This is a genomic window from Methylobacterium sp. BTF04 (assembly GCF_010692745.1).
GTDB lineage: Bacteria > Pseudomonadota > Alphaproteobacteria > Rhizobiales > Beijerinckiaceae > Methylobacterium.
The window spans coordinates 1-2,070 of record NZ_JAAHTB010000149.1; the positions used below are offsets into that span (position 1 = coordinate 1).

The 2,070-nt window shown below is 66.4% G+C and carries 3 protein-coding genes; all 3 read right to left on the reverse strand.

Annotated elements, in window-relative coordinates; genetic code table 11:
* Window positions 1-178 precede the first annotated feature (178 nt).
* The 3 genes from G3T14_RS23870 to G3T14_RS23880 all read right to left on the reverse strand — a co-directional run bounded on the left by G3T14_RS23870 (window position 179) and on the right by G3T14_RS23880 (window position 2,062).
* Window positions 179-538 (reverse strand): c-type cytochrome, encoded by a 360-nt coding sequence (locus G3T14_RS23870; RefSeq protein WP_204263046.1) that lies wholly within the window; start codon window positions 536-538, stop codon window positions 179-181.
* 34 nt (window positions 539-572) lie between these two features.
* Window positions 573-812: a lipoyl domain-containing protein gene (locus G3T14_RS23875; protein WP_163644962.1), complete on the reverse strand. Its 240-nt coding sequence runs from the start codon at window positions 810-812 to the stop codon at window positions 573-575.
* A gap of 206 nt (window positions 813-1,018) precedes the next feature.
* Window positions 1,019-2,062 (reverse strand): NAD(P)-dependent alcohol dehydrogenase, encoded by a 1,044-nt coding sequence (locus G3T14_RS23880; protein WP_348645342.1) that lies wholly within the window; start codon window positions 2,060-2,062, stop codon window positions 1,019-1,021.
* Between the last annotated feature and the right edge of the window lie 8 nt (window positions 2,063-2,070).

Consider the following 2,070-nt stretch of genomic DNA (forward strand, 5'->3'; position numbering starts at 1 on the left):
CTCAGTGCGATGCTTCGCGGTCTCCGGATCGACCGTCATCCCGCACACCGGGTCCTTCACCGGGCCTGCGTCATCGTTCGCCGCCGGGAACGGACCGGGGTGCACATGGTCGATGTGCGCATCATGCTCGGCGTGAAGCTGGGTCATCCGAATGTCGTTTCCTATGACTCCTCCAGGTTCAACGACCTGAGGGCGCGGCGACCTTGAGGCTGAGGATGTAGTCGATGACCGCACCCATCTCGTCCCGATCCAGACTGACGCTGGGCATGTTCGGGTGATGGCTCTGCAGGAAGACGTCGAGAGCGATGCCCGTGGTCGAGGGCATAGCCGCCACGGCCGTAAAGCTCGGGCCGGCGAAGACGCCCGCCCCTGCGCCCTTACCGATAGCGTGGCACTGGCTGCAGTTTTCCGCGGCCAGGGTCCATCCCCGGATGCGGTGGTTCTCCATGGCCGGGCCGGCAGCGGCCTGCCGGGCGATGGCAAGCGATAGGTCGGTGGCGATACCCAAACGCCATCCGTAGGTACGCGGCCGGATCATGCCGTCCTCGCCAGGCTGGCGGCGGCGCATGACATCACGCGGCGACCTCGGCGATGATGCAACCGGGGTCGATGAGGTCACCAGCGGGCGCCATGATCGCCACCAGGCCCTCCGCAGGTGAAGGGATGTCGTGCAGCGCCTCTCCGATCCGGACCGCCGCCACGGCCTCGCCGACCCGTACCCTGGCCCCGTCCTCGACGAGCCAGCGCTCAAGGATGCCCTCGGGCAGCATGCCAGTGGACCAGAGTGCTTCAGAGACGCGAATTTCCGGCATGGCTTCCTGACCTTAAGGGTACCCCGACGTCGGGGATACGCCATTCATTAGAGCGCAGTGCGCCCGGATGCGCCTTGATCTGGATCACGGTGCATCGGATCACCTTCGTCGGGACGCAAGCGCGGCTCAAATCCAGGTCGGCGCCTACATCGGCTGCGACAACCGGTGCGAACAAGGACTATGCCGGCCCTGGCCTGCGGCGGCGGTCAGGCCTTCATCGAGGCCATGTCGATGACGAAGCGGTACTTCACGTCGCTGCGCAGCATCCGCTCATAGGCCGTGTTGATGTCTTGCATCCGGATCACCTCCACGTCCGAGACGATGCCGTGACGCCCGCAGAAGTCGAGCATCTCCTGGGTCTCGGCAATGCCTCCGATCAACGATCCCGCGACCGCCCTCCTGCCCATGACGAGGGGGACGGAGCTCATGTCCGGCCCGACCGGGCCGATCTGGCCGAGCAGGACCAGGGTGCCGTCGAGTCCCAGCGTCTGAGTGTACGGATTGAGGTCGTGAACGAACGGCACGGTATCCAGGATCAGGTTGAAGCGGCCCTTTTCCGCCGTCATCTGCGCTTCGTCCGTGGACAGGACGACATGGTGGGCGCCAAGGCGGCGTGCGTCCTCTTCCTTGCCGGGAGAGCGGGTGAACAGCGTCACCTCGGCACCCAGTGCGCTCGCGAGCTTCAGGGCCATGTGACCGAGCCCCCCGAGGCCGACCACCGCCACCTTGCTCTCCTTCCCCACCTTCCAGTGCCGCAGCGGCGACCACGTGGTGATCCCGGCGCACAGGAGCGGGGCGGCCCCCTCCAGGGCCAACCCATCGGGAATGGCGAGGACGAACCTGTCGGACACGACGGTCCTGTCAGAATAGCCGCCGTAGGTCGGCGTGCCGTCATGCCGGTCGACCGCGTTGTAGGTCATCGTCGCGCCGTCGTCGCAATACTGCTCCAGCCCCTGGCCGCAAGGCGAGCAATGCTGGCAGGAATCGACCATGCATCCGACGCCGACGACATTGCCGGCCCGGAAGCGGGTGACGCTCGCCCCGACGTCCGTCACCCGACCGATGATCTCGTGGCCCGGCACCATCGGGAAGCTGGCGCCGCCCCACTCGTTGCGGACGCTGTGGACGTCGGAATGGCAGACACCGCAGTAGAGGATGTCGAGGGCGACATCGTCGGCGCGCAGGTCCCTACGCATGAATTGGTAGGGCGCCAAGGCGGCCTCGAAGGACTGCGCCGCATAGCCGGACACTGAATTGG